Origin of the sequence: Pseudomonas sp. 18.1.10 (genome assembly GCF_024655625.1) — a bacterium.
Lineage (GTDB): Bacteria > Pseudomonadota > Gammaproteobacteria > Pseudomonadales > Pseudomonadaceae > Aquipseudomonas.
The window spans coordinates 1-25,744 of sequence record NZ_JANLGL010000007.1; the positions used below are offsets into that span (position 1 = coordinate 1).

Below are 25,744 nucleotides of genomic sequence, written 5' to 3' on the forward strand. Positions count from 1 at the left end.
CACAGTTGAAATGCATTCCAATGTGGGAGCGGGCTTGCTCGCGAAGACGGCTTAGAGAACACCAGGTTCTTAGACGCCAAATCGACTTCGGTAATCACTGGGCGCCAGCCCGGTGATCTTCTTGAAGGTGGCGCGAAAGGCGCTGGGGTCCTGGTAGCCCACAGTCCAGGCGATGTGATCGATGGTGCCATTGGTGAACTCGAGCATTTGCCGAGCCTTGCCCACACGTACGTGCTGACAGTATTCGGTGGGTTTCAAACCGGTGGCGCTGCGAAAGCGCCGTAGGAAAGTGCGCTCCTCCAGGCCTGCCTCTTGCGCCATGGCGGCGACAGACACATCCACCGCGCCGCTGGCTTGCAGCCAGTGCTGAACCTTGAGGATGGCGCCGTCGCCATGCCCCAGGATCGGCGCGAAGTTGCTGCCGCACTGGCTGGCGCTGTCGCTGTGCTCGATCACCAGGAAACGTGCCGTGTCGGCGGCGATACTCGGGCCCATCAGCCGGTCCACCAGGCGCAGGCCCAGTTCGGACCAGGCCATCAGCCCGGCCGTGGTGATGAGGTCGCCGTCATCGACGATGGGTTTATCCGCCTCCAGGCGCACCGCCGGAAAGCGGGCCGCGAAGGACTGGGCCGAGGACCAATGGGTCGTGGCGCTGCGCCCATCCAACAGGCCACTGCGCGCCAGCATGATCGAGCCAATACACACGCCGCCCAGCACCGTGCCCGTCGCATGGTGCTGGCGCAACCACGCCAACAGCGCCGGTGGCGTTTGTTCTTCGGTAAACTCGCCGATGGACGGCGGCACCAGCACCGCCATCATCGGCTGCTCGGGGCCGGGGTGGCTGTCGAAGACGCGCAGCGGCTTGCCCTGTGCGTCAACTTGCCAGTGACTGACCCGCAGCAACGGCAATTGCGCCGATTGATGCTCGGCGGCGATCCGGTTGGCCACGCCGAACAAGTCGGTCAAACCATGCACGGCGGCCAGTTGCGCGCCCTGGTAGATCAACACACCCAACTCAACAACGACCATTGTCAGTTTTCCCCCTGTTATTGTCGGTGCAGCCAATCCCAGGTGCAGGCGCCAGCGAAGATACTGGGCCCATCAACCCATCACGAGGCAATTCCCATGGCCAAGCAGGCACTCATCCTAATCGATATCCAGAACGACTACTTCCCTCAGGGCAAGTGGCCACTTGACGGCGTGGACGCTGCGGCGGACAAGGCTGCGCAGGTGCTGCAAGCGTTTCGCCAGGCCGGTGATGCGGTGATTCATGTGCGTCATGAGTTCACCTCCGAGGACGCGCCGTTCTTCACGCCGGGCTCCGAGGGTGCGCATTTGCATCCCAAGGTGCTGAACGAGGGCAACGAGCCGGTGGTGTTGAAGCATTTCGTCAATGCGTTTCGCGAGACCCATCTGCGTGCACTGCTGGAGCAACGCAGCATCACCGAACTGGTGGTGGTCGGCAGCATGAGCCACATGTGCATCGATGCCGTGGTGCGGGCGGCGGCGGATTTGGGCTACAAGGTCACGGTCATTCACGACGCCTGCGCCACCCGGGAGCTGGAATTCAATGGCCAGGTGATTCCGGCCGCGCAGGTGCATGGGGCGTATATGGCCTCACTGGCATTTGGCTATGCGGGTGTGCTGTCGGCAGATGAATACTTGCAGGGGCAAGCGGCGGCGGCCTGACCGCCACGTGCCTGCCCGACGTTAGCGGGTCGCGATGATGAACAGGCGCGGAAATGGCAGCAATACGGTGCCATCGGCCAGGGCTGGGTAAGCCTGGGTAATCCGCGCCTGGTATTCCTGTAGGAAGGCGGTCTTTTCGCTATCGGTCAACGGCGCTAGAAACGGTCTCAGGGCCGATGCCTTGAACCACTCCACCACCGCTACGTGGTCTGCCAGCGGGTGCAGGTAAGTAGTACGCCACACATCGACGGTGCTGCAGTGTTTGCTCAACAGCTCGTAGTAGTAGCTCGCGGCGTGGCGCTCATTGTGTTTGACCGCGCCGATCCTGGCGGCCCATGGGCCCTCGGCAGCGACTTCGCGGGCGAGCCGGTGGGCGGGCTCGTCGAGGTTGTCCGGGGTTTGCACCGCCAGCGTGCCGCCGGGTGTCAGTTGGTTGACCAGGTGCGGGTACAACGTGGCGTGATTCGGTAACCATTGCAGGGATGCGTTGGCCAGGATCACATCAAAGGCCTCCGCTGGGTTCCAGTCGCCAATATCCGCCAGCTCGAAACTCAGTGCCGGCAGGCGTTTGCGCGCGTCGGCGAGCATGTCGTCGGAGCTGTCCATGCCGGTGACGTGGGCTTGCCCGAAGCGCTTGGCCAATACTTCGGTGGAGTTGCCGGGGCCGCAACCCAGGTCGACGGCGGTGCGTACTTCGCTATTAGGAATCGCCGCCACCAGGTCACGGACCGGGCGGGTGCGCTGCTGTTCGAACATCGTGTATTGCTTGGCTGACCAGGTCATCACGGCTCTCCTTATCGTTAAAGGTGGGCCACAGCCTAAATCTTGTAGACCGCCAGGACAAATACCCGGATTGATCGGCAATAAAAAACCCCCGAAGCCTACGCTATCGGGGGTTTTGCTCGTTCAGGCCGTTGGACCTTAGAACGGTTATGAACACCAGAAAGCCAATAAGTCGGATGGGTGAGTGAGTGAAACGACATATTTTATTGGATGTTTTACCGACAACGCCCATATTTATAGACAATTATCGTAACGTTTTTCGTAAATTTATGCCTCATAACGCTCTCAAAACTTTACAAAAACCGACGACCTTATTTTTTAAGGATGATCTTCTAAGCCTCGCTTAAAACCAGACGAACGGTACCAATCCTCCGAGCATAGAGTTCGAAACGATTCTCATTAAAAGTAGAATGGCGAGCCTGTGCCAGCGACCTGGACGGCCTCAAGATCACCACGAGGCCTCAATAGTAATAATCTGCCTCTGATGGAGGTTCGGGCATTCCTTCTCTACCCTCCGAGGATTGCGGGTCAAGATCCACCTTACGCTAGTGATCAAGAACTCTTGGCAAAGTGCGGCTGTAACCAACTAGGGCTGAACTCCCATCTTTTTAGCACAGCGAACCCATCCACTGACCCCACTAAGGTCAATATTACGTATACTTTGAGAATGGAACTGCGGTGTATCGAAGTGCAACAAAACCTTCAACACCAGAGCACCGGGATTGAAGGCAAACATCAAAAGCGGTAACACGAGCGACTTGTGCTTCTCAATTAGCGCCTCAATCCGAATCTGATCATATGCCGGAGCCAACAAGAACGAATCTTCTGAAATGGGCACCAGTAAGCTTGCAACACTGTGAGCAGCAGGATGTGTGTATTGGCAAAGTTCTAAATAACACTCATATAAACCAGGCAAGTTTGCTTTTTCCAAAGCGCGTATATACTCGGCGGCCTGCTTTGCAGTGTGAGAGGGCGGTGCCACCTCCTGCTTGGACAATTTCCTCGCATGAGAAAAATGTATCAGCTTATCCTCTAGCTCTGTAGCCAACACACCATGTTTTGCCATGAGCTGTAGAGCTGAATTCACATCAGCTCTACACTCAGCAAGAGTAATAGCTACATTGCCCAGAGCGTCATACGTGTCGGCGGTGGACTCAATAAGTGCTCGAAAGCATGCACAGAAAGGTAAAAATAAACTGTTCGAGTAACATGCGACCATTCCATCTGACCATCGATATGCTCGAATTATGGATGCCGCTGCCGCGAGATGCGCCCTCCCTAGCATTTCCTCCCAATAAACCTTCGTGCCAGATTTCCAGTCGTTCCGCATCAGCGAGTCGAATTCGGTTGGGGGCATGTACGTGTAGGTAGTCGAATCCCCCTCGAAGTCTTCAATTAGTTTCAGCGCGAACCGCATAAATTGCGAACCATCGGCGCCAAATATTTTTTCAATGTAATTGGTGTCGCTCATATTTATAGAGTCCTAACGAGCAGGTAAAGAGACGTCCATGGTACGCGAACATCCGTAAGCGTTCGCCCAACACATCTTGCTTAATGATCAGCGTCTGTCGGGAGCAAGAAGTCTACTTCGTAGATACCCCGTGCCGCGCGGATGCCCACAGAGTGTGTGACTGGCCTTAAGTCACACAGCTCCCAAGCGAGCCAGCCGTCTTCAAAATAGCTCGCGCAGGCCGCTTGCATGTCCGCCAGGACAAATGGGCGCACGGCTTTCACCCGTACAATTGCGACGGCAATACCGTTGTCGTCTTCATCACCATCGCTATGAAGAAACCTCCCATTTTCGACAATCAACAGATCATCAGAAGGATCCAAGTTTGGATACCAACGACGCACTTCGAGCGTTTTCTCGCCTGAAGCGATTCGACCGCCGCTAGGTCGTACAATTGATAAAGCCTTGATGGTTTTCTCCTAACTGCCGGATGCTTGGAAAGCTGTTGCCTCAATAGCTTTCCAATTGTGCGGCAACAACTCCCCAATTTCACTAGCCCGTTGCGTCGGCAGGCGAGTAAGGACGTCCTTCAGATAAGCATATGCATCATGCCCGTTGAGCTTGGCCGATTGGATCAAACTCATCAGCGCCGCAGCACGTTGACCGCTGCGTAGCGAGCCAGCAAACAACCAGTTCTTGCGCCCAAGCGCCCAAGGTCGAATTTGCTGCTCGATATGGTTGTTGTCTATCGGCACCGTGCCGTCGTCCAGGTAACGACTCAACGCAGCCCATCGCTTGAGGCTGTAATCCAGCGCCTTGGTAATCCCCAAACCTTCATGCACAAGCTCGCGCTGGGCGATCATCCAGGCATGAAACGCGTCCATCAGGGGCGCTGCTTTTTCCTGACGTATTCGTCGCCGGACATCCGGTTCCAAATCGCGAACTTCGCGTTCAACTTCATATAAAGCCGCGATGTACCGCAACGCTTGCTCGGCAAGCACGCTTTTATTGGTGACGTGCAGGTCGTAGAACTTACGGCGGGCGTGGGTCATGCAGCCGATTTCAGTGACGCCAAGTGCAAAACTGGCTTTGTAACCACTGTAATCATCACAGACCAACTTGCCTTTCCACTCGCCCAGAAAGTTGCGGGCATATTCGCCCGAGCGACCAGGGCTGAAGTCGTACACCACCGCGCTGATTTCAGCGAACGCCGTCGTGGCGTAGCCCCAAACATAAGCACGGTGGGTTTTCTTCTCGCCCGGTGCGAGCATCTGCACCGGCGTTTCATCGACATGCACTACGTTGTGCTCAAGCACGACTTCGCGCAGGGCATCGACCAGTGGCTGCAATTGCACGCCGCAAGCGCCGACCCAACTGGCCAGTGTTGATCGAGGAATTGCGAGACCGGCTCGCCCGAAGATTTGCTCTTGGCGGTACAGCGGTAAATGGTCGGCGTATTTTGCGATCATCACTTGGGCCAGCAGTCCGGCAGTCGGGATGCCTTTGTCGATCACCTGCGCCGGCACTGGCTCTTGAATCAGGGTCTCGCAGTTATTGCAGACCCATTTGCCACGAATATGCCGTTCTACGCTGAACACGCCAGGCGTGTAGTCGAGCTTCTCGCTGACGTCTTCGCCGATGCGCTTGAGGGCGCAGCCGCATTGGCACTGGGTGTTTTCGGGATCGTGATGAATCAGTGTGCGAGGAAACTCGGCAGGCAACGCAGTGCGTTTGGGTTGCTGGCGGACTGCCGATTGTGCTGGCTTCGGTGCCAGGATTTCAAGCTCTGCTTCGATGGCGGCCAGATCGGTCTCAATCAAGTCGTCAAGCAAGCTGGCCTGATCCGGGCTGAACGACTCGGAGCGTTTGGCGAAGCGGTGGCGTTTGAGCTGGGCTATTTCGTGAATGAGTTGCTGGTTGCGGGTCTTCTGATGCAGTACCTCTTTGTCGAGGCTCGCCAGCTGCGTATCTAGATGCTCAACGCGTTTGAGCAACTGCGCAGCGAGGCTGCGCAGTTGTTCGGTGTCGAGCTGATCGAGAGGAGGAGTAGGAATCATGGCGATGACTCTGCCCGATCTGCTGATCGATGTATGTCATCCATGTCTCTTAATGGTTACGGATGGCTCCGTCAGACCCAAGCCGTTGCCAGGGAAGACCGACCACCAGTGCCTGGAGCTGCTCAGAATTCAGCTCCATTTGGTCACCATGCCGATTGCTCGGCCAGGAAAATTTCCCCTGGTGCAGACGGCGCGCCGCCAACCAAACGCCCAGGCCGTCGTGCACCAACACCTTCATGCGATTGCCCCGGCGGTTGGCAAAGAGATAAGCACAGTGCGGCTGCGCCGCACCGAAGACAGACACGACTCGTGCGAGGGCTTTCTCGGTGCCGGAGCGCATATCCATCGGTTCGGTAGCCAGCCAGATTGCGTCGATGCGGATCACGAAGCAAGTCCACGGACAAAACGGACACATCCTTCGGGATCGGAAGGCGGCCATTTCACCGTGATGGTTTGCTCGCCAACTGGCAGCTCGATGATCACCGATGACTCGGCCTGCCTTTTCGGGGCGACCTTTACCGGAACAAACGCTGGCAGGGTTGCGGGTGGTTGATCTCGGAAAAGTGGCAGCCACTTACGGATCACGTTGGCATTGATGCCGTGACTGATGGCAACGCTGGAAATGGAGGCGCCGGGTTGCAGGCATTCCTGGACAACCTGGGCTTTGAACGACTTGGGGTAAGAGCTTCGTTGGCGCATTTAAGGGCTATCGCGTCCGCTTAAAAATAGGCGGACACCATCGCCCTTAATTTGGGAGAACGGTAGGTGGGTTCACCGTTCGCTTACGAACATCCATCTCAGCGAACCAAACGAATGAATGATTGCCAGACAGGCAAAGAAACAAATATCTAGTGGTAAATAGTTACTGAATAGAATTGGTTTCACTGGGGAGTCTACCTGAAGGGGATCAGGGACGCCCGCAATAGAATCACCAATCAGACTCTGGCTCTGTACTCAAATTAATCGACATAACCAGCGCACGGCGGTAATGCAGAGGTGTGGCGTTCAACTCTAAGGACTGTAGTCGTTCGGCTGCACCAACCAGGGTGTCAATCCGCTCGCGGGGCACTGCTATATACGCAACCAACCGTTTCCCGCTTGCTGTCATAGACCCAATTCCTTTTGGGGGGGCTATGTCTTGAATCAATTGAGGATCCGCGTAGAGCTGGCACTCAACCTCCGGGTATTTGAAGTTCTCCGGGTAGAGCACTTCGCCCTTCAGAGTCAGGATCAAATTCTCATGATAATGGCCTTCGCCAGCCTTAAAACTATTTGGAAGCGCTAGACTGAATGACCATGAGAACTCCCACCCGGACAATTTGATTTGATAGATAGTACGTTGCATTTTGAGCCGGGGCCGGCCTCGTCGCAAGTTAGATTTTTTCTGGGTTGTACGAGTCATAGAGCCCCCACGCACTGCTGAAACGGCGAATTACACCGCCAAATCACCTCATCCCTGTCAGGTCAGACTACGTAACGCATGTTCTCCCGGATAACTGCAGGCTTTGAGCGACGCCATGACCATTTATGAGTACTGCCTGCAGCGATTCGCGGGGAGGGATGCATCCTAACTCAGCTCACCCCAAGCGCTTTGAAAACCGCATCCACCGGATCGCTATAGAAGCTGGTCTGGAACTTGGCAAACAACTCACCCGGTACGGTGGGGATGTCGGTTACGCTGGCCATCGGTAAGAGAATACGCTTTGCTCCCGCATCGAATGCCACTTGCATGCACTCGGCCAAGTTCTCCACGGGTATCACGTTTCCGCCAAGGCTCATATCTCCCAACACCACCATTTGTGCTTGAAGCGGTCTCTGCATCAAAGCAGAGCAGTAAGCGACGAAAGCTGCCAAGGTTAGCGCTTTTGGGGCTCCGGTGTTATGAAGCTCCACGACATGTAGGTGGTAATCGTGATCGCCGACTTTTGAAGCAGCGCTGACGCGATTGATGTTGGCCTTGAAGTAATCAAAAGCGACCTTGAGTGCTTCTTTTGCAGAAGAACTGCTACCCAGGCCTGACATGTTCAATTTGCCGCTGCCTGCGGTGATTTGGGTTTCCAGACGGTACAGCCCCAGATGGCCATTAGCACCAGTGGATACCAAGTGCATTGCCCCTGGTTTGCCTTGCCCCTCAGGAATCAACCCACCACCGCCCTGCTCTGGCACGCTGATGAAGGTTTCTTCAAGAGTATCTGCATCAATGTACGAGAAGTGCACATCGAAGAATTCCATTCCACCGATCTTCTTCAGTTGCTCCTTCACCCGGCGGCGCGTTTCCAGGGCGTATTCTAAGCAGCGTCGTACCGCTTCGCGGTCATAGTCAGCGCTCGGATGCAGCAGCTTGAGCAGACCTGACACCGTCCTGCGCACAGCAATCGTGTCACGTTGATTGAGGTTATTCCCCAGCTTGAAATAACGGTCGATGGCGTCAGCAAAGTTGCGCTTCCGCATCTCACGCATGAACTCCGCCAGGTAGTCGGTGATCAGCCCATAGCGGTTGGTGAAAAACTCAGGACGCATCTTCGGGACTTCCCAGCCGGGGATATAGGCATGGAAACGGTCAAAAAAGGCAGAGTCGATCATTGCACTCGGAAATGGGGCCAGCAGGTGGCTCGTCTTCACCAGGGTGTCGACCGGCTGGTTGATATTGCCAACAAACATCATGCTCGCAGAGGCTGAGATGGAGTCACGGCCACGGGCAAATGAGCCAGAGGCCATGAAGTCTTTCATAATCTGTACCCCGTCCTTGTCCTTGAACGAGATACCGGCTACCTCATCGAAGGCAACCACATCCCACATCCCGACCAGGCCAATCTGCCTACGTGACATGTTGTAGAAGAGGTTGGCAACCGTGGTCTGACCACCGGACACCAAAATGCTGTTGGGGCTGACTTCCTTGTAAATGTGACTCTTGCCTGTACCGCGAGGGCCAAGCTCGCAGCAGTTGTAGTTGTTCTCGACGAAGGCAATCATCCGGGTGAGCAGATGCCATTTCGTGCGCACATTGAAATGAGCAGGCTCCATGCCGGTCGAGCGCAACAATACATCCAGCCACTGCTCTTCACTGAAATTCTTACGCGCCTCCAGCAGCGCCTCCATGTCCATGTTGGGCATCTGAATTGGCTTGAGGTCATGCACAGTGAAGGGCGAACCTTTCGCGCCCTCTTCGAAGAGGTAATTCAGCGTTACGATGCACCAGATACCTCCCGCCAGTAGCTTCTCGAACTCCTTGATAAAACGACTAGGGATCTCGGCGTCTTTGACTCCCAGATTCATAAACAGAGCTTGATAGATATCGCGGCGCTCGTTCAGGCTGACTGAAACCTTGTCGATGATCTTAAAGCTGCCACGCTCACGAATCTTGGATTTGACCTTCTCCGCCTCATCCGGGCGTACATAGTTCTCTGCAAGGATGCGCTTTACAGTCTCCAGACCATCAACGATCACCTCTTCGTTGTCTGAGGCGCAATACATGCCGAGCAAATACTCCAGCACATACACAGGCACATTGATCCCTTCCTTCAAGCGTTTGGTCAGATCCTTGCGCACCACCTTGCCAGTGAAATGCTGGTTCAACCGGGCATCCAGGTCGAGTTCAGGGTTGCCGCTGTCAGAAGTCAAAGTCATTGCTAATCGCCAGGTTGATACGCACATCAATGCGGAATTGCTCGACGTCGGTCTCAGTGTCCAGCAGCTTGAAGAAGTAGCGTTCGCTCGAAGAAAAAGGCCGGTTTAACAGGGTAAGAATCACCTTTCGCTGACGCTGGTCGAGATTCTGCGAATCGCTGTCCATGGAAACCTGCTCAACAACCGAAACGGCTTCACCATCCTCATCAAATAACCCTACGCGCAATACAGCCGGATGCACACGTTCGGATACAGGTTCGGTCTGCAACAAATTGAACACATAGCGATTCGTGGTGATTGTGAAATTGTTCCCCAACACCGTGACCTGCGCCTTGCGTACGGCCGTCTCCTTGGCCTTCTGCCCTCTTACCTGCTGCACCTTGAGCACCGGCACAGCCACTTCCTGCAAGCTCGCACCACCATGAATAAACCTTGCCCCGCCAACGAAGTGGAAACGATTCACCCCTTTCGGCGACCAGAACATCATGTCATCGCTGATGCCTGCAGTGTCTCGAATAAAGCCAGCGTGTACCTGATCACTGCTACCGAGATTGCGACCAATCAGGTAGCGCTTCTTCGATACGATACTGCCTGCCGGCTTCGCGAGCAGCTTGCTCTTATCAAGCGCCTCAAGCGCAGAATCTTGGAACAGAAAACCGTGGTCAGCAGTCACCAGAACGCGATGGCCATTTAGGTTGTTGATAATACGACTAACGATGGACTCTAGCTCCCCAATAGCATCGCGGCAGGCACTGAAGGTGCTGCTCTCAGTGCTGGAGGTGTCACCGACGGCATCAATCTTGTTGTGATAGATGTAGATCACCCGATAAGGCTTGATCAGTTCACGTCCATCAGTCTTGTTCATGTTCAAAAAATCTTCGGCTCGTAGCGCTAGGCCATTTACACCTGCCAGAATTTTGTTACGTGATTCCAGACCATCGCTGCTCAGACCATCGACTTGTACCAAGCCAGCATCGGTATAGCTCAGCACTTTGTGGGGCAACAAACTGGCCATGCCAAGCTTAGTATACGAAGGCAGCACGCCAAGCTGACTACTCAGCTCAGAGGAGAAGCGATACTTACCATTGAGCGATTCATTCAGCTCCTGAGCAACCTCATAGCGCAGTGCGTCACTGATGACCACAAACACCCGCCGATCCTCCCCCCCCTTCAGATAGCGTTCAACGTGCTCTGCATAGAAATTCTGCTGATTAGGTACATCGGGTAATTGCCACTGCTGCAGCAAACCGGCGTCAAGGAAACTGCCCCACTTTTGAGCCAAGGATTGCAGAAATCCGTTCAAATAATCCTGCTCAACTCGGGTAGTCAGCGGTGACAGCGCATCAGGGCTACGTGCATACACTGCATCCGCAGCCTCGTGATATGCCCTATACAACTGATCGAAACGATAAAGCTCGCTGGTATAAGCGCTGTAACATGCATCAGCTGAGGCAAAGGAAAAGCCTGCACCGTAACGCAACTTCAGCTCGAACAGCTCGGAAGCAGCAATCAGCGAACGGTAGTAACCGTACCAGATGGAGCGATTGGCATCATCGTTATCTGGCCAGCGCGGGTTTGCCCAGTAGCCATCCATCCGCCTACTAGCCATATCACGCAGTTGCTGGCCTATAACTTCGCTGGTGTTATTGAGCACCGCATCCCGGAGCCGCTCAGCGATAAGCCGCTCAACATCGACAAAAGTGCTGACCGCCATTAACGCCTCTAGCGGCACCTGCGCTAACAGCTCCGCAGGGCGCAAATCAGTAGCAATTCGCTTCGAAAACCGATCATAGGAATGTTGACGCAGAGTGCTATCGCGCCACTGAGACAAGAACACGGCAACATTCGCAGCACGCGCCGGGTTCAATTGAAGAGCTTTGAGGTTGGCTGGGGCCTGAGCATGCAAGGCATGCCCCATATCGGTAGCGAACAACCGCACCAAAAAATGCCGCAGAGTAGGTTCGCTATGCTGATAGCCAAATGCTTTTTGCATCAGCTGCCAAAACATTGGCTGCATGTCGAACTTGGTAATTGACTCCCAAAGTTGGTTATTTTCCAGTTCATCGGCCTCGGCCAAGGTCGCAAAAATGGCCGTGAGCACGGCAAACAGCTCGGCTTGTTCAATCTTAACTAGCACTGCGAGGATCTTCAGATCCAGTGCCGCTTCATCGTCATCCGGGCCGAGTAGGCGAGAAATCCGGGCCACTCGTTCTTTGCTGGCGAAGAACGCACTACGCTCCTTCAAGTGCTCACGTAAGCTGTGCTGACGCAGCCCCAGCTCCTGCAACAGCATGGAGGTGCGATCTGCTGCAAATGGCGCAGCATAGAGACGAATATCCAACAGCCAGTCCTGGTCAGGATCAGGACTGATTCGGTCTTCATAAATGAGGAACAGACCTACGGGATCAAGCACCTCGATTTGCCGCTTGATTGCCAACGCAGGCGTCGCAAACCGCCGTAAAATCTGCACATCTTGCAATGGCAGAGCTTCGAGTATTTCGCTGAATTCTCCCTGCGGATCCTCCCACCAAACCACCCGGCTGCGGGAAAACTGCTGTCGCAGGCTATCGATGATTCTTTCGAGTTGTGCGGATAGCTCAGACATCAATCACCGCCCCCAGCGGTTAAAACCAAAAAAGCGCTTATGATGCGCCTTCTACCAAAGAAATAAATCAATCTGACTCACCACCATCGGGTAGTCAAAGAGTGCCAATAAAAAAATTTTGCGTGCTGGTAAAAAATGCCTTAGGCCTCTTCGGAACGCGGTCGTACCGAACCGAAAGCCGCCGGCATCAGATGATTCTAATACTGGTGGCACATCATTGGATCCTGTCCGGCTTTCGTCAGCGCTATGCCTAGAACGGATGCTTGAATGCATAATCCAGCAAATGCCGCTCGCACTGCCTACCTTAAGTCGGGTCAACCCATGAGCAAGACTGGTCGATTGCGGCGGCTTAGCCCCTCATAGACCAGCCTGACTATCTGGCTCTCTGCATGCGAATGGAGAGAACGCTCTATCCCATAGGCAGTAGAGCCTTCTCGCAGCCCATTAAATTTTATTATTTAATCTTCTTTTCCGCCGGTAATCGACTTGACGTCTGCCAGCAAATCACCAAATTTCCCGTAGTTGACCTTGACACCATCATCCAGATCGAGGGCGATCCGTTGATCAGCGTAGGGGCGCAGGGTTTCGTCAAAGCGGCGGAGTTCTTCGAGTTGTTTGGTGAATTTGTCTTTGCGCTTTTGCAAGGCTTTCTGCTGAGCGCTGCCGGTGGCGCTATTGATGTCGTCAGCAAGCTTATCGATGCGGGCCTGCATGCGGCTTTGCAGGGGAACAACATACTCCATGCGCATGCGCGAGAGCGTGCCTTCGTTGTAGCGGTGCAGGTAAACCAGGCACTCGAAGGCCTTTTGCTTACCACTGGAGAACAACCAGTAAATTGGGCGCTTCTTGTAGGTTTGCAGGTGATCTTTGTAGAAGCTGGTGGATAGATAGCGGCGGATGGCGTCGTCAGCAGATTCGCCTGCTTTGCGGCCCAGGCTATCGGCCAGCCATTCCATATTTTCCACATGAGCATCTGTACCCCAGACTACCTTAACAAACTCACGCATGCACTCGGCAGCGTCGTCTTCGAACCAAGACTCGTCAGTGATCGGGATAATACCGTCAGAGTCAGCACGGAATTTGGTATACCGCGAAGGATCGAAATCAATACCGCCAGAATTGGCGTAGATTAGACCTTGCTCATCAAGACTGTAGCGACCCATCATACAGCCAACTGCGTAGGAGACTAAACGCTTCATGTCTTTGTCGCGCTCAGCAGGCGCAAGCATAATTTCTTCTTCTGCAATTTCCGCTGACAGTTCACTCTGCAGGCCATATGCATCTATATAAATACGATTATTTTTCTCTTCAAGTGCCTTAACTGACGAAAATATTTGCTTCGCTAATAGTTCTCGCTCCTCCCACACGTGAGAAAGCCGACGAGACTGAAAAGCACAATTAATAAAAGGTAGAGAAGTAAAATCCCACGACCCTTCGAACGAATCCCAATCATCCTTGTAGGCCGAGCAAATATCATCCACCACACACACATCACCAACAGACTTATATGGCAGAACCTCAACATCACTAGTTTGAATATTTAATGTTGGATTTATACCCTTCAAGAAATAATCAACAAGTTTTGAATTTAAAAAACCCGCCAAAGCATTGCAATTCTCTCCAGCAAAAACCCCAGGTGCCGCGTCCGCAAAAAGCACACCTCCATCAAGAACCCGAAATGCAACTTTCGACGAAGTAATCCTAGACCACGTTACATACCTCTTAAAATAAAATCGCTCATCACGAAGCCTATAATTACCACCTCCATCTTTAATATCTAACCCACCCTCTCTCAAATTAATTACATGCTCGCTATTACCATACCATCGTCTAAACTCTCCACCTTTACTCATCGGATACCAATAATTACTCATTTCCTCCGAGCCATTCAAACCGAATCCTATCTTTGCATGACTTACTTCGAACCACAGCCTGAGATACAGCGGATCATTCCCCGTCATAATCCCAGACTTAACCGGATAGTATTCAGAAACCCGATCATAAGAGGAAAAAATATTTCTTACAGTCTCCGACACTCCATACGCCAACGGGCTCCCCGGAAGACTTTTAAAGCCTTCTTGGGGGACAGTATAAACATTATTTTCCGTACGACCTAAGAACAACTCACTCTTATCAGCAGCCTGCGATGCCGAGTTTAGATCAACGTAAACTCCAGAAAAGCCAGCGGGATAACTACCGAAAAAGCTAAAGGCGCAAGCCTGCGCTACCTTTGAATTCATTTCAGGAAAGCTATTGTAGCCAATTTGAACAAGACTGGACAAAGCTCGCTCAGCCAAAATATTCCTTCTCATCCCCTCATATGTCGCAATAAACATCCAACTCTGCATTGTTACCATACTGTTAAATCCGGAAGATTTACTCCAAAAAAATCCTCGCTCAATGAACATTGCAAACAAGTCAGCCTTACTCGCCGCAAAATACTTCTTAGCAAATCCTTTAAGCGCTTGATTCATACCATTAGCGCCCATATAGGGTGGATTCGCTACAACGACATCGTATTGCAGCTTTAAGATATTTGCAGGCAAAGCAAACTGCTCCAGCACCTGTTTAGCATAACTTCTGGACAAGTCATCTCCGCGATCAAGCACGCTCGTGAGCAGATCGATCATACTCCCCAACTTATTCTTAAGAGCATCAGGCACGCGGATAAGAGAACCAAAAGTTTTGCCATTCTCAAACAGTTGTATCAGTTGCCGCACGTCGAGAACGGTAAGCCCGGAGCTATGCTGGGTCGCAAGCTGCCCACCACCAAACAATTGTCCAGAGTGGAATTCTTCTCCACCTTCGATCTGAATCGCAGCATTGATGATGGTCTGAGCTATTTCCTCATCTGGCCAGTCTGCACTTTGCTGGACGGCCAGCACATTCAAGCGCGGAGGGTTACCTTCATCATCAAACAGACGGTGATCATCCTCTCGAGCCTTCATCAACAGGGCAAAACCTGCAAGCTGCGCGGCACGGTCATCAATGTCCAACCCGAATAAGTTCTTTTGCAGGATCAGCCGTGGAATATCGCGCAGGCGATAACCACGCTCCTCATAGATGGCGCGCAGGAGGTTGTACGCTTCAACCAAAATATGACCAGAACCACAGGCCGGATCTAGGATGGAGAGGGACTCCGGGTTAAGCGTCCCGCCATCCTCATCCATCCGCACTGTGATCAATGCATCCAGCCGAGTTAGAACTTCCGGCGTTTGTTCGGCGGGGTCAACATAGTACGGCATTTTTTCTTTTAGGTTAGAGCCAGAATTGGCCATTAACCAGAGCCGACCAAGGCTATTCTGCACTAGGTACTGAACGATCCAGTTGGGGGTAAATAGCTGAGTGGCGGCAGGAATGTCCTCGCTCTTGACCACCTTGCCGATCACCTCGTCCTTCTTTTCGCTGATATAGAACTGGTAGAGCCAGCCAATGATTTCTACCTCTTGCCAGTTGGCCTCTTCGATATCGCTGACCAGGCGGGCAATAGGCGAATCGGTGCGCAGGAGGTTGTCCGGGAGCAGCAGCTCGGTGGCATCGTCCAGCGCCTCGAAGAGGAACGGCATGTTTCGGTGCAGTTCATGGCACTGGGCGAGAAGGATCTCACGGTACAGCACTTCGTCCTGATTGCCTGCGGTTTTCAGGCGGATAACTTCAGCCTTGTCCAAGCCAGGTAAATCGAGATGCTGAACGTGATCGAGGATCTCAGGTTGATGGCCTTGCGGGTGGCTAAGCACACGATAGCCGTGACTCAGGTAGCCTTTTAGTTCCATAAAGCGGATGGCTACCAGACGGTTAAACCAGGTGTAAGCCAGCGCCTCGATCACAGCATTAAAGCCCTGCTGCTGAATACGTCGAGCCAGCTCAGAGCGCTGCTTGGCAACGCTGGCGGGGAACGGCTGGCCACCAATCAGCAATACGTCGCCCGTTTGTTCGACACTGACCGACATTGCCGGATCAAGCCCCAGACGACGGGTACGCAGGGTAACGGCCTCAATGAAGTCGAGACGGGCCTGAGGGGCGTATTTCTTGAGTGCAGAGCGGTTCATGCCTGTTCCTTGGGAGACGATCTGACCTTGCGCGGCTTGAGCGCACGGCCATACATCATTAGGTATTTGTCGAATTCAGTTTCTGGGCGTTGAAATCGTTTGCTCGCCTCATGCAGAAAGTGCTTGAGCCGGACGATATCGCACCAGGTAGATGGTTTTTTCTTGGCGGACGGGATTCGCCGCAGATGATTCATCGCACGGAAATTGTGCTGGTCGATGATTGGCACCTGTAGCGGATGGATCAGGTGAGTCAGGTAGGCGACGGTGATATAGCGCAGCCTACCCAAACGCTTATCCCACCATTGAAAAGTGGCTTCGGGGGTGAATTGATCACCAGCAAATAACGCCCAGCCTCGAAAAGTAGGCCACAGACTCTCGATCTCGCCGATCAAGGACTTCTGCTTGGAGGGAAAGTCGTCCTTGCCCCAGTGCCCCCACTTCCAAAGCAGCGCTGCCAATAGATCCACCTTCTCTGCCAACTCAGAGAAGGTGTTCTTGAAGGTCTCATAATCGAGCGCGGGGTACTTTTTGAAGCTGTAGAGCTCAAGGTGTGAGGTATAGGTAATCTTTACCTCATCGGTAATTCGCTGCCAGTCGGTAGCCTTCAGCGGCTCTTCCATGATGGCATTTCTCCACGGCAAATATGGCTACTGAAGGGCTGAAACGATTCGGGCTCTGAGCGCCTTGCGACGCTGTTCATAAAATGCCGGGAACGCCGCCAGCGTTTCTGGGAGATCGGTGATTTCTAAACCCGCCAGATACTGATGGCGCGCGAGGGCATCAGGCTTGAACTGGGCGTACCAGTCATGTGGCATCTTCTGGCGTTTTTGGTTGTTGATGCTGCCTTCGAGCAACTGGAGGTTAGCCAGACGGTTAGCCTTATCCGCCACCTCTGCTACCAACTCCTCCGGGATACCTGCTTTACGCAGCTGAGGCTTGGTGAAACGAGCCTGCGGGTAGATATGGTCTACATGGAAGTGCCTGGACAGGTCGAAGCCTGGGAAGATCAGCGAGAGCAAAGCAAAAGTTCGCTTGTCGCCATAGGGAAGCTCGACCAACTCGTCCAGCTCCTCCTCCGCGAAGGAAAGCGTCTTACCGCGCGCAGACATCACGCTTTCGATCTGAGATACAGGGAAGCCCGTCTGCGCATGGGTACGAATCTGCTCACGCAAAGCAGTCAGTAGGGTGTCCAGACCACTGCCCCAGATCCCCGAAGCCTTGAGCAGGCTGTGAATCAGCCACTTACGCACATTTTCACGATCCTGAGCGTACTCAACGCGGGACAAATAGCCCTCCCCAGGTTGGCGGGCGAAGAGGTAGTAAGCGATAGGCAGTAGGGCACTGTCGGCACGTAGGTTCTGGCTGTTGAAACCAAAGCTGGCCAGCAACCGAACCGAAAGCAGCAATGCCTCGCGTATGCGTGACCAGTTTTCCTCCAGCAGTGCCATGTTGGCCTTGTTGAAGTTTTCCACCTTGAAGCCGACGCTGCCAATGTCCGACAACATCAAACCAGCTTTGAGCACTAGGTCTTTACTGAAATTGAACTGGTCGCCCTCTTTGTTCATCTGGTCGACGAGCTGATGAATCTCCTGCCGGGCATCAAGCTTCGACCACTGCGCCACGGCAATGGATAGCAATAGATCCGAGTAGGAAAGCGGTGTGCCGCCACTGTTCATACGAATGAAGATATTCAGGACACGACCAAGATCCTGCTCGGCTTCTTCGTAGTAGCTAATCAGCTCTTTGTGGTGAACAGTGCGGTAGAGATGGCGGAGAACTTTCTTCGCTTGCCGGCGCTGTTCACCACTGAGATCAAGCTCGTCCAAGCTGTCGATCAGATCATCCTCGCTCTCGAGCAGGACGCGACTAATGCGAAGCCACAGTTGGCCTTCGCCCGTTAGCTCCGTAGCGGTCTCAGTGAGAAACTCAAAACGGTACTCGGAGCCGGTTTCCACATCAGGCTCGCCCAGCAGATCCAGGTAAAGATGACGGATCGGGAAGGCATCATTGCTCGACCACCATTTGCCTGGCAGCTTCCAGGCGTAGGAGCCACGCAAGCCAATGTTAAGCGCCGTCATACGCTGCTGGCCGTCGAGCACCGCGACGAGATCCCGTTCGGGGAGGGCTTTCAGCAAAGCGCAGTGATAGTTGTCGCGCTCATGGTAGTCACGGACAAAATCATAGAACTGGTACTCTTGGCGCTTCTCCGGTGCGATACGCCAGAACAGGAAAGTTCCGAAGGGGTAGCCCTGCATGAGACTGTCGAACAACCGACAGATCTGCTCTGGCCACCAAACGAATTCACGCTGAATCGCCGGCAGGATGTACTCCTGCGAAGCGACCTTGTCCAACAGCTGCTTGATGGTACCGCCTGGTTTGTACATGGCTGTTCCTTAGCGAATTTCAACGCGTTGATTGTCGGCGATTGCCTGCTCAAGCTCATTACGCAGTTTGGCAAGGAAGCTGTCGATATCGGCCAGGGTCTCGATATAACCGGAGCCAGCAAGCAGTTGAGCATCCACTACCCTGCGTTTTTTGATTGGCGCCGCCGGAGCTACAACTGCCGCAGGCGTATTAACAATCGGAGTAGAGGACTCTGCTACCGGCAGACCAGGGTTACCGCTACCAGATGCCACGGGCATTGGTGCCGGTGCACTGGCTGCTGCTTTAGCTTTGGCGGCGGCCTGTTCGGCCAACAGGTGCAGATGATCGATAGCGGCATCGGCCAGATCGCGGGCCTCATCCAACATGTCATTGATATGGGCCAGGCTGCGCTGTTTGTTAATACGCTGCCGGAGGTTCTGCAGGGCGAGCAGGCTCTTGTTGCGCTGATCCGTGCTTGCTTGCAGGTCATCCAGTTCGGTGTTGACCTTGGCCAATTGCTTGTCCAACCAAGCATCCGCGCGCTCGTGGGCCCCCCTCAGGAAGCCGTCGTTGATCTGGGTGATCGTTTGGATCAGCCCTTCACCTTCGCGAATGAGATTGAACGGTGCTTTGGCACTGAGGATTTCGTCGATGCGAGCCAGTGCACGAGCGGCTTTTTCATCCTTCTCCAGCTTGGGCCGGTTGGGCTGGAAGTCCCGCTGAGCCGCACCTAGTTTGTCCCAGGCGGATTTCTGGCTGCTGTAGAAGTTATCCAGATCGCCGTAGCTGTCAGAGAGGTCGAGCAGTGCACTGCGTTCCTTGAGGAACAGCTGAATGGCATCAAAGCTATCCGGAGCTGTCTTGAGTTTGCCAATCAACTTAAGGCCCTGGTCGATGTCGTCCAAACCCGGGTACTGACCGGTCTGTGCCAATGCGCGCCACTGTTTGAACTCAACCTCCCAGGTAGCCAGACTGTTTTGAAGAAGGCTGTAGAGACTGTCCTCGCCATCCGGGGCGATCTTCTGAAACACCTCTTTGAATTGCTGGCGGGCTTTTTGCAGCTCGCCGGAGCCGACCTGTTGGCGCTTCTGAATTTCGGTGGTGCGCCAGCGCGCCGGGGTGGAGATTTCATTCCATATTTGCTGCGGTGCCAGCGGGCCACCGTTACCGATCAGGCTGACTTCGCCTTTGAGCATCAGGCGCACGACCAGCAGTACGGTTTCCCATTCCGGCCAACCACAGGGCCGACGACCGTAGTGAGTCTCCGCTAGGTCATGCAGGACGATGCGTCGCGATTGTGAGGCGAGCAATTCAATGTGCTGGCTAACCTCTTTGAGGGCACGCGGGTTGGCTTCGCCAGTGCTCTCCAAACCAAGGCCCGGCGTTTGCGGCGTGGCCAGCATGGTCTGGATTTCTTTCTGAGGGTCGCTGCTCAGGTGCTGGATGTAGCCCAGCTTGCTGAATGTATTACGCACCAGGTAGTCGAGCGCCTCCTCCGCTAACATCGGTGCACTGGAAGCCTTGGTTTCGAGTTTGTTGCCTGCCACATACACCTCGGCCTCCCGCAGCAGACGATCCACGGTGGTACTCAGGCGCTGGCGGCGCTGGCGGTTTTCCTCTGCACGATCCTGAAGGATGCGCTTGGTGTTGTGCGGCAATGTGCCGTCGTTTTTGCGCGTGATGTACTTGTCGGTTTGCAGGTACAGACGAAGTTCACGGGCCAGGTCACGCTCGTCCTCCAGACGCAAGAGCACACTGCCGTCACCCTGACTGGATTCAAGGATGCAGCGCTGCTCATTCCAAGTGCCACGATCATCCACCAGTGGGCTGATGACCGAGATCAGCAGGTCGCCATCAATGCGGTTGCCTAGGGGATGCAGATCGCACTGGCGATTGAGGCCAAAGTCTTTGCCGTTGTCGGAGAAGCGGAACTTGCGCTGGCCACGCAGCGCTTCATCAAACAGCAGCTGACCCAGCTCGCGCGCCTCGTCGGCGCTAGTGAGGTCGACGTCCTTTATCTCGCGGCTGATGTCACGTTCTTCATTGGTCAGAAAGAAAAAGTCATCGCCGTTACGACTGACCAGGGTTTCCTTTTCCAGACGCTGAAGACTGTCTTCAATCTGCTTGCGCAGACCTTGGCGGTCAGCGTCGATCTCATCGATAAACAGGGTGATCAGGTTATCGACATTGCCCTTGATCTCATCGACGTATCGGATGAGGAACAGAGTCTTCAACACAAAGGGATCGAATTCTTGCAGGCTTGGGTTACTGGCGGCATTGTCAATGGTCGATTTGACCACGCCCTCAAGGAAGCCCTCGATAGACGGATAGAAGCGGTAAAGCGGTACCAGGACGCCGACGTTTTTATCACTGACGGCCTTGGCGGCTGATTGGAACGCATCCAGCAGCGAGCGCTCGCCTCGGGCCAAGTGGGTACCGGTGGCACCCGCCTTACGAATGCTTTCAAAAATGCGCTGCACCAGCTGGAACTGATACGGCACAAAGGGGTAAACGGCGGCGAAATTGTCTTCGTCGGTGAACGCTTTGTATGTGCGACCGGTGTTGGTGAAGCTGAGCTGGTTGCGCAGGATGTCAGCCTTCTCGCGGTAGATCTTGCGCAGGGCATCCTTGGGCTCTGGTTCTTTGTCGAGCAGGCGACGCTGGATGACTTCATCGACGTTGCCGCTGGACAGCGACAAGCGGGTTTTGAAGCGACCCTGAATCTTGGAGAAGTCGTTAGCCTTGGAGGCGCGTACTTCACCCAGCACAGCGTCGATGTCCTCCTGCGAGGTAACCAGAACCCAGGCGCGACCACCACAGATCGTACCGAGGTTTTCGGTGATGGTTTGCAGGCTGAGCATTAGGTGTGTGTCCTGGCCAATGAACTGGCCGACTTCGTCCACCAGGAACACGATGCGTTGATCCTTGCCGCGCTTATCTAGGTACTCCTTCACCCATTTGGCGAAGCTTTCGACGTTGAGGCTGAAGTCGTTTTCAAAACGTTCCACCCAAGCATCGGCATCCTTGATTTCCTGCCCAAGGGTTTTCGACAGGGCCGTAGCCAACGCATCAACCTGGAAATGGTAGGCGTCGCGCTCATCTTCCCAAGTTGAGCCTGAAGCGTCAGCGAATGCCTGCTTGAACCCAGCAAACTTGCCCAGGTCGTCCAGGTGACGCTCCATGTGAGCGATATGCGGGTGATCGCCGCAGAAGCCCAGGCGCTCGTTGAAGATCTTCAGGAAGACACGAAGGATGGCGTCGCGGCCGTCACCGCTATCAGCCTTGCTGTCGATGTTGAACAGCAGCACATCTGTCTCGGCGGCGATGGCGCGCTTGATATCAGCGGCGAGCATCGGGTCGGCGATTTTGCGCTCAAAAAAATCGATGGCCTGGCGCGTGACGGCGTCCTTGCTGACCTGTTTGTTTTCCAGCAGGTAGGAGAGGATCTTCAAGAAGTGCGATTTACCCGAACCGAAGAAACCGGAGATCCACACCCCTACTCGCCCCGACGCATCCTGAGGCTTGTCCAGGGCAGCCAGGTAGCTTTCAAAAAAGCTGCGCAGATGCTGATCCAACTCGCGGGTGATGACGTACTCATCCAGCTCTTGCCAGACGGACTCAGCGTCATCCTGGTCAGCCTTGATCACGCCGTTGATCGAGCGGTGAATAGAGCGGGTAAACAGACTCTTGATTTGCACGGTGGACATCCTGTTCAGCTCACCAGTCGGAAAGCGCGGTAATAGGGTTTCTCGCCCAGCTGACCGAACAGCTTTAGCGATTGGCCGTCATAGAGGCCGGGATAGAAAACCACCAACGGGGTCTGCCCCATAAACGGCTGGAGGTTATTCAGAAGGTTGTGGGTGCGAATCAGCGGGTAGGCACTGCCGACACCGTTGATGACCAGCAGGCCAAACTCACTTGGCGGATAGCGATCAACCAGTTCTTTGGCGACCTTGCCTGCATCAAGTGGTGCCTTGAGGGCCTTGAGCATGTAGTCGTCACCTTTCTTGGCTTGCATCTCTATGGATTGATCCAATTTGTTGCGGTCTTTCAGCATGTCGAGCATCAGCTCGAACAGGTTGATAAAGGCAACCTTGAGTTCAGGGCGGCGCTTGATAATCGCCCCTTGGAGAAACCGGACGTGCTCGCGCACCTTCACTTCATCCTGCGGCAGATAATCGAAGGCATAGAACGGCACCTCGTTGCCCAAGCCCTGACCACCGAGAAAGTCATCGGAGGTGACCTTATCCAGGATTTTATTGAGGCGTTCGTCGAGGTCGGTCACGGGCATACCTGAAGGCAATCGAGCACGTAATGCTCATTGTGTTGACGTAAATAGTGAAGAACCGCTGGTTCTATCTGCTGACTGCGTAGGCGCAAGCTACGGGTGTTCTCGATGAAACCAGCCTCCGCCAGCATACGCATGGCATTTTGCCTTAACTTAACCCGTGTGGAGTCGCTGAGGGTAGGCATATTCGGTTGCGCACGCAGGCTGTCTTCAATGTAGGCGTCCCAGTGACGCGCTTCTATATGGGTGGCGAAACGGCGGAACTGATCGCGCACAACCGTACGCAGGAAGTCCCCGAATAACGGCGAGAACTTAACCGTGACGGCAAGAGCGGCGTGGGTGGCGATGGGAGCGCTACCATCCCGTACCAGCGCCCACAAATCAGTGCTCATGGTTTGCAGACGTAAACGGGCCAGATTGGCATAGGTATCGGCAGTCCTAGCCGTACGCTTTTGCAGCACATTCAAGTCGCGTATCTGCCTATCCCACTCCTGAACGTCTACACCCTGCAATAACAGCGCGGCAACGATTCGGGTCTCAGGCACGATCAGAGAGCACTGCGTGAAGTTGGCTTGGTATGGACTGCTCATGGATGACTCTGGTTTTTTCAAACGTGTAAAACACCCTATTTTGAGAGTCTGACCCGGCTAGCGCTAGCGCTGAATATCTCAAGGTCTATTTAATTTTCTGTCAGCGTTCCGCCAACTCACCTTGCGTGACTAAACGGGCGCCCACCGATACGGCAACAGGTCGGTAATCTCACTCGCCCGCAACGTCGGCTGGTATCGCCTTAAGCGACGGCGCCAGGAAGGTGTCTTGTCCGGATAGTTACAATTTTCTTAAGCTGGTACCGGATCAACAATCTCATACCAGGTTGGCTTTGACGTCATGTTCGCGAGCGATCAACGACACGGAGGCGCCAGGCTGAAAGGTGACCGAATGCGATACTCCCCTTGCGGTTAGCAGAACGGATGCTGGTGATGCGTACACTGATGTTGATCAGCATACCCCTGCCACCCTGAGTTCAGCCTCAAGGCTCTCCAGCGCCGAACGGATGGCCGGATTCTGCACGAGAGCACTCTTCCCGAACCCGCACTCAGTTGCGATGTCGGAACGCTTCAGCTTGCCCCGGTGAACGTACTCTCTGAAGTCACCGTCGGACTTCGAGGTTGCCCAGGCAAGAAAAGCAGCGTGGTTTTGTTCAGCAATCTGCTGCCCGTTAGCCATCAGGATTTCGCCTCTGAGGAGTCACGGTCAACAAACGGCAGCGGAGCATCAAGCTTGTCCGCCGACACGTTGAATTTATGGGCGTTGTACTGCCAACGCATGAACCGCTCCAACAACCGTTCGTTCTCACGCTCTAGTCGGTGATTTTCAGCCTCCAGCCGACGAATTCTCTGCTCAGCGATGCTGAGGCTGGCAGGTCGCTTGGTTGAAACAAAACCGGACTTCAGCCTGGCTTTTTGGTGGGTGAACGCGCTCTTAATCTTCTCGTGAGAATTCAAGGTTTGCCGAGTAGGCCGTGACCCTAGCAACGGCTCAATGGCATCGCAAAGCGCCTCCCAGGCGAGCTTTCCTTCCCAACCGTCAATCAAGCCGACAATCATATCCAGGTCTTTCGGACTCAAGTGCTTTGCCATGCCTTACATCCCCATCAGTGCACGGAGCTCGTCCATGTCCGGCTCGTCGTTTTCGGGTGCAGGTAGGCTCGGGGCAGTTGATCGGGCAGCAATAGCACGCTTCAGCGGACTGAACTCCTGGTCATTGCTTAAACGAATGATCGTGCCGTCGGGTGTATCCTTCGACTCCAGAATTTCGATCAGTTGATCAGCTCGTTCGAGGGTTTTGATCTGATGCTGACTCCAGCGATCTGCACCGTAGATACCGTCCTCGTTGGCCACGCATTACTGTACCAGTCGAGATCGGCGCCAAAAACTGTAAGCCTGTCCCGGCACATGAGGATGAACTCGTCCAGGTGCTGCCGACTGGAAAGCTGGGCCTTGGGGACAAACAGAAAAATATTAGTCATTGGCGAGATCGCTCTTCAGTGCGTTGCAACGGGTTACTACATCACTGACTGCAAGAATGAGTCGGTCATACCTGTGTCATCGACCAGGATCGAAAATCTCTCCCCCGACTCTCCCTGAAACCGTCTGACCGATAACTGCATACACACCTCGAATTCCATACGTAAATTCAAGGTATGAGCCTAGTAAAAAACAGTCAATTTATTTTTTACACCCCAAAAACGCGAAAACCCCCGCAATGCGGGGGTTCTCGGGGGAAACTTTACAGAAAAGTCTCTGGTGGATCTCAGAACGGGATATCGTCATCAAAGCTGTCGAAATCCGGGGCCGGTTGCGGAGCGGCCTGTTGTGGCGCTGGACGCGACTCACGCTGAGGCTGCTGGCTTGGCTGCGGACGCGACTGCTGTGGACGCGGTGCCGAGTTGGACATGCCGCCCTGGCCCTGTTGGTCGCCCTGCGGACGGCCGCCCAGCAGTTGCATGGTGCCTTGCATGTCGACCACGATTTCGGTGGTGTAACGCTTGATGCCGTCTTTTTCCCACTCGCGGGTTTGCAGCTTGCCTTCGATATAGACCTGCGAACCTTTACGCAGGTACTCACCGGCAATCTCTGCCACCTTGCCGAACATCGACACACGGTGCCATTCGGTTTTCTCGACCTTCTGGCCGGTTTGCTTGTCGGTCCACTGTTCGCTGGTCGCCAGACTCAGGTTGGTCACGGCGTTACCGTTAGGCAAGTAGCGAACTTCGGGATCCTGGCCGCATGTACCGACCAATATGACTTTGTTAACCCCACGGGCCATAAC

Annotated in this window: 20 protein-coding genes; 1 reads left to right on the forward strand and 19 read right to left on the reverse strand. The window is 54.2% G+C overall.

Annotation, left to right across the window (positions count from 1 at the left end; genetic code table 11):
* Nucleotides 1-69 precede the first annotated feature (69 nt).
* Complete coding sequence (locus tag NUV89_RS02150; RefSeq protein WP_257780124.1) at nucleotides 70-1,029, reverse strand: GlxA family transcriptional regulator; 960 nt, start codon at nucleotides 1,027-1,029, stop codon at nucleotides 70-72.
* A gap of 96 nt (nucleotides 1,030-1,125) precedes the next feature.
* Here NUV89_RS02150 and NUV89_RS02155 point away from each other — a divergent pair, with 96 nt between their 5' ends.
* Nucleotides 1,126-1,689, forward strand: a complete 564-nt coding sequence (locus tag NUV89_RS02155) for a cysteine hydrolase family protein (RefSeq protein ID WP_257780125.1) — start codon at nucleotides 1,126-1,128, stop codon at nucleotides 1,687-1,689.
* A gap of 21 nt (nucleotides 1,690-1,710) precedes the next feature.
* Here NUV89_RS02155 and tam read toward each other — a convergent pair whose 3' ends face one another.
* The 18 genes from tam to NUV89_RS02245 all read right to left on the reverse strand — a co-directional run bounded on the left by tam (nucleotide 1,711) and on the right by NUV89_RS02245 (nucleotide 25,741).
* On the reverse strand, nucleotides 1,711-2,472 hold the full coding sequence (gene tam / locus NUV89_RS02160) for a trans-aconitate 2-methyltransferase (protein ID WP_257780126.1): 762 nt from the start codon (nucleotides 2,470-2,472) through the stop codon (nucleotides 1,711-1,713).
* A 586-nt stretch (nucleotides 2,473-3,058) separates the two neighbouring features.
* Entirely contained in the window at nucleotides 3,059-3,943 is an 885-nt protein-coding gene (locus tag NUV89_RS02165) for a hypothetical protein (RefSeq protein ID WP_257780127.1), read from the reverse strand.
* A gap of 80 nt (nucleotides 3,944-4,023) precedes the next feature.
* On the reverse strand, nucleotides 4,024-4,392 hold the full coding sequence (locus tag NUV89_RS02170; RefSeq protein WP_218820663.1) for an ASCH domain-containing protein: 369 nt from the start codon (nucleotides 4,390-4,392) through the stop codon (nucleotides 4,024-4,026).
* A 9-nt stretch (nucleotides 4,393-4,401) separates the two neighbouring features.
* On the reverse strand, nucleotides 4,402-5,979 hold the full coding sequence (locus NUV89_RS02175) for an IS66 family transposase (protein WP_257780128.1): 1,578 nt from the start codon (nucleotides 5,977-5,979) through the stop codon (nucleotides 4,402-4,404).
* Nucleotides 5,980-6,028: 49 nt separating this feature from the next.
* Nucleotides 6,029-6,364, reverse strand: coding sequence for an IS66 family insertion sequence element accessory protein TnpB (tnpB, locus tag NUV89_RS02180; protein WP_257780129.1), 336 nt, complete (start codon nucleotides 6,362-6,364; stop codon nucleotides 6,029-6,031).
* The gene (locus NUV89_RS02185) at nucleotides 6,361-6,678 is read right to left on the reverse strand and encodes a transposase (protein WP_257780130.1); all 318 of its coding nucleotides are present in this window, start codon (nucleotides 6,676-6,678) and stop codon (nucleotides 6,361-6,363) included. The genes tnpB and NUV89_RS02185 overlap by 4 nt, the downstream gene beginning before the upstream one ends.
* 873 nt (nucleotides 6,679-7,551) lie before the next feature.
* Nucleotides 7,552-9,606 (reverse strand): protease Lon-related BREX system protein BrxL, encoded by a 2,055-nt coding sequence (gene brxL / locus NUV89_RS02190; protein ID WP_257780131.1) that lies wholly within the window; start codon nucleotides 9,604-9,606, stop codon nucleotides 7,552-7,554.
* Complete coding sequence (pglZ, locus tag NUV89_RS02195) at nucleotides 9,590-12,211, reverse strand: BREX-1 system phosphatase PglZ type A (RefSeq protein ID WP_257780132.1); 2,622 nt, start codon at nucleotides 12,209-12,211, stop codon at nucleotides 9,590-9,592. Before pglZ ends, brxL begins: the two co-directional genes overlap by 17 nt.
* Nucleotides 12,212-12,669: 458 nt before the next feature.
* Nucleotides 12,670-16,260: a BREX-1 system adenine-specific DNA-methyltransferase PglX gene (pglX, locus tag NUV89_RS02200; RefSeq protein WP_257780133.1), complete on the reverse strand. Its 3,591-nt coding sequence runs from the start codon at nucleotides 16,258-16,260 to the stop codon at nucleotides 12,670-12,672.
* On the reverse strand, nucleotides 16,257-16,880 hold the full coding sequence (locus tag NUV89_RS02205; RefSeq protein ID WP_257780134.1) for a hypothetical protein: 624 nt from the start codon (nucleotides 16,878-16,880) through the stop codon (nucleotides 16,257-16,259). The genes pglX and NUV89_RS02205 overlap by 4 nt, the downstream gene beginning before the upstream one ends.
* A gap of 27 nt (nucleotides 16,881-16,907) precedes the next feature.
* The gene (locus NUV89_RS02210) at nucleotides 16,908-18,644 is read right to left on the reverse strand and encodes a DUF262 domain-containing protein (RefSeq protein WP_257780135.1); all 1,737 of its coding nucleotides are present in this window, start codon (nucleotides 18,642-18,644) and stop codon (nucleotides 16,908-16,910) included.
* 9 nt (nucleotides 18,645-18,653) lie between these two features.
* Nucleotides 18,654-22,331: a BREX system P-loop protein BrxC gene (gene brxC / locus NUV89_RS02215; protein ID WP_257780136.1), complete on the reverse strand. Its 3,678-nt coding sequence runs from the start codon at nucleotides 22,329-22,331 to the stop codon at nucleotides 18,654-18,656.
* 5 nt (nucleotides 22,332-22,336) lie between these two features.
* Nucleotides 22,337-22,915, reverse strand: a complete 579-nt coding sequence (locus NUV89_RS02220; protein ID WP_257780137.1) for a DUF1788 domain-containing protein — start codon at nucleotides 22,913-22,915, stop codon at nucleotides 22,337-22,339.
* The gene (locus NUV89_RS02225) at nucleotides 22,906-23,502 is read right to left on the reverse strand and encodes a DUF1819 family protein (RefSeq protein ID WP_257780138.1); all 597 of its coding nucleotides are present in this window, start codon (nucleotides 23,500-23,502) and stop codon (nucleotides 22,906-22,908) included. Before NUV89_RS02225 ends, NUV89_RS02220 begins: the two co-directional genes overlap by 10 nt.
* Nucleotides 23,503-23,911: 409 nt before the next feature.
* The gene (locus NUV89_RS02230; protein WP_257780139.1) at nucleotides 23,912-24,139 is read right to left on the reverse strand and encodes a VPA1267 family protein; all 228 of its coding nucleotides are present in this window, start codon (nucleotides 24,137-24,139) and stop codon (nucleotides 23,912-23,914) included.
* Entirely contained in the window at nucleotides 24,139-24,552 is a 414-nt protein-coding gene (locus NUV89_RS02235; protein ID WP_257780140.1) for a hypothetical protein, read from the reverse strand. The genes NUV89_RS02230 and NUV89_RS02235 overlap by 1 nt, the downstream gene beginning before the upstream one ends.
* A 3-nt stretch (nucleotides 24,553-24,555) precedes the next feature.
* Nucleotides 24,556-24,813, reverse strand: a complete 258-nt coding sequence (locus tag NUV89_RS02240) for a hypothetical protein (protein ID WP_257780141.1) — start codon at nucleotides 24,811-24,813, stop codon at nucleotides 24,556-24,558.
* A 412-nt stretch (nucleotides 24,814-25,225) separates the two neighbouring features.
* Nucleotides 25,226-25,741 carry a single-stranded DNA-binding protein gene (locus tag NUV89_RS02245; protein WP_003232445.1) on the reverse strand — a complete coding sequence of 172 codons (516 nt, stop codon included), beginning with the start codon at nucleotides 25,739-25,741 and terminating at the stop codon, nucleotides 25,226-25,228.
* Between the last annotated feature and the right edge of the window lie 3 nt (nucleotides 25,742-25,744).

Bases quoted from the DNA above. Each gene is read 5' to 3' on its own strand.
- NUV89_RS02235 (WP_257780140.1), bottom strand. From the start codon at position 24,552: ATGGCAAAGCACTTGAGTCCGAAAGACCTGGATATGATTGTCGGCTTG.
- tam (WP_257780126.1), bottom strand. From the start codon at position 2,472: ATGACCTGGTCAGCCAAGCAATACACGATGTTCGAACAGCAGCGCACC.
- NUV89_RS02230 (WP_257780139.1), bottom strand. From the start codon at position 24,139: ATGGCTAACGGGCAGCAGATTGCTGAACAAAACCACGCTGCTTTTCTT.
- NUV89_RS02205 (WP_257780134.1), bottom strand. From the start codon at position 16,880: ATGGAAGAGCCGCTGAAGGCTACCGACTGGCAGCGAATTACCGATGAG.
- NUV89_RS02245 (WP_003232445.1), bottom strand. From the start codon at position 25,741: ATGGCCCGTGGGGTTAACAAAGTCATATTGGTCGGTACATGCGGCCAG.
- NUV89_RS02165 (WP_257780127.1), bottom strand. From the start codon at position 3,943: ATGAGCGACACCAATTACATTGAAAAAATATTTGGCGCCGATGGTTCG.
- brxC (WP_257780136.1), bottom strand. From the start codon at position 22,331: ATGTCCACCGTGCAAATCAAGAGTCTGTTTACCCGCTCTATTCACCGC.
- pglX (WP_257780133.1), bottom strand. From the start codon at position 16,260: ATGAACCGCTCTGCACTCAAGAAATACGCCCCTCAGGCCCGTCTCGAC.
- NUV89_RS02220 (WP_257780137.1), bottom strand. From the start codon at position 22,915: ATGCCCGTGACCGACCTCGACGAACGCCTCAATAAAATCCTGGATAAG.
- pglZ (WP_257780132.1), bottom strand. From the start codon at position 12,211: ATGTCTGAGCTATCCGCACAACTCGAAAGAATCATCGATAGCCTGCGA.
- NUV89_RS02210 (WP_257780135.1), bottom strand. From the start codon at position 18,644: ATGTACAAACCAGGCGGTACCATCAAGCAGCTGTTGGACAAGGTCGCT.
- NUV89_RS02225 (WP_257780138.1), bottom strand. From the start codon at position 23,502: ATGAGCAGTCCATACCAAGCCAACTTCACGCAGTGCTCTCTGATCGTG.
- brxL (WP_257780131.1), bottom strand. From the start codon at position 9,606: ATGACTTTGACTTCTGACAGCGGCAACCCTGAACTCGACCTGGATGCC.
- NUV89_RS02155 (WP_257780125.1), top strand. From the start codon at position 1,126: ATGGCCAAGCAGGCACTCATCCTAATCGATATCCAGAACGACTACTTC.
- NUV89_RS02185 (WP_257780130.1), bottom strand. From the start codon at position 6,678: ATGCGCCAACGAAGCTCTTACCCCAAGTCGTTCAAAGCCCAGGTTGTC.
- NUV89_RS02175 (WP_257780128.1), bottom strand. From the start codon at position 5,979: ATGATTCCTACTCCTCCTCTCGATCAGCTCGACACCGAACAACTGCGC.
- NUV89_RS02150 (WP_257780124.1), bottom strand. From the start codon at position 1,029: ATGGTCGTTGTTGAGTTGGGTGTGTTGATCTACCAGGGCGCGCAACTG.